This is a genomic window from Verrucomicrobiia bacterium (assembly GCA_035629335.1).
In the GTDB taxonomy this organism is placed as follows: Bacteria; Patescibacteriota; Saccharimonadia; order Saccharimonadales; family Saccharimonadaceae; genus DASUUR01.
Genome location: DASPIB010000009.1, coordinates 1 through 1,330, shown reverse-complemented (window position 1 = coordinate 1,330; position 1,330 = coordinate 1). Strand labels below are relative to the sequence as shown.

1 protein-coding gene and 1 pseudogene are annotated in these 1,330 nt (G+C 54.2%); both read right to left on the bottom strand.

The features are described 5' to 3' along the window. Nucleotides 1-17 precede the first annotated feature (17 nt). A protein-coding gene (locus VD907_06565) for an IS5 family transposase (GenBank protein ID HYG84508.1) occupies nucleotides 18-775 on the bottom strand; the annotation gives its coding sequence in 2 pieces (ribosomal slippage) (nucleotides 18-442 and nucleotides 442-775; 759 coding nt in all). 240 nt (nucleotides 776-1,015) lie between these two features. After that, nucleotides 1,016-1,329 (bottom strand): annotated as a pseudogene (locus tag VD907_06560) (type II toxin-antitoxin system PemK/MazF family toxin). Between the last annotated feature and the right edge of the window lies 1 nt (nucleotide 1,330).

Genomic DNA, 1,330 nt, shown 5'->3' with positions numbered 1-1,330 from the left:
ACTAGGCTCAGGACTCATTAATTGAGATAGAAGATGACGGTAGCGGCGATACAGATGGCGGAGAAGAAGGTGTGGGCGCAACGGTCATGGCGCATGGCGATGCGCCGCCAGTCCTTGAGCCTGCCGAACATGTTTTCAACCTTGTGCCGCTGTTTGTAGAGTTCCCTGTCGTATTCGATCTGGATTTTACGGTTCTTCTTCGGCGGGATGCAGGGTGAGATCCCTTTTTCTCTGAGTGCTGCCCTGAACCAGTCAGCATCATAACCACGATCTGCCAGCAACTCTTTTGCCCTTGGCAAGGCAGGCAGCAACAGGGCCGCACCCTTGTAATCGCTCATCTGGCCTTCGGAGAGCAGCAGGGCAACAGGCTTTCCCTGACCATTGCAGACGGCATGGAGTTTTGAATTCAGGCCGCCCTTCGTGCGCCCGATACGGCGGGGAACATCCCCTTTTTTAGCAGGCTGGCTGCTGTGCGGTGGGCTTTGAGATGCGTGGCGTCAATCATCATTCGGTCGGGGGTGCCGGCCAGGCCTGCGAGTTCCACGAATATCCGGTTGAACACGCCCATCCTGCTCCAGCGTACAAAGCGGTTGTACAGCGTCTTGGGAGGGCCATAGCCACGCGGCGCGTCCTTCCACTGCAGACCGTTCCTGAGAACGTAAATGATCCCGCTGATCACCCGGTGATCATCGACGCGGGGAATGCCGTGCGATAGCGGAAAGCAAGGCTTTATGCGGTCAAACTGCTTCTTCGATAACATGAAAATATCACTCATGGCGGCACCTCCACCATAAAGTGAATCACATCTGCTCCTATTCGTAAATCGTGAAATTAATGAGTCCTGAGCCTAATTTTAGCTATGTCTAATAGACACGCCAGTACGCTGGCTTATGGCGTAGTCTTGCTAGATGGATTTGGTCAATAAATTGCCTTCCCTCGGTCTCTTCCTCTACCACGTGGGACACCAAAAATGCGTTTCCGGGGGATTGATCATTCACATTTCTTATGCGGCAGGTCATTCGAAGAGTGGGGCGAGCCTCGCCAGTACCTCTTCCTTGACGATGCCGGTACGCTTTCCAGTTTTCGGGCACGACGTGAGACAAGATCAAGAGCCCGAGGCTGATCGCACCGAATAACGCCAGTCGTGGCAGTTCCCTGCGCCCTAATAAGTGAGACAGCAAAGCCTGCCGTCCAGACAAAACTTCCAGCAGTCGTTATCGGGAGTACGACGGGTGTTTTCGTCAGCCTGTTGAACGGGGTTGGTGATACGATCAACACTAGGTGTATGCCTTGCTGCTCGTGCCCCGATATCGGATCAAGCGACACCAGG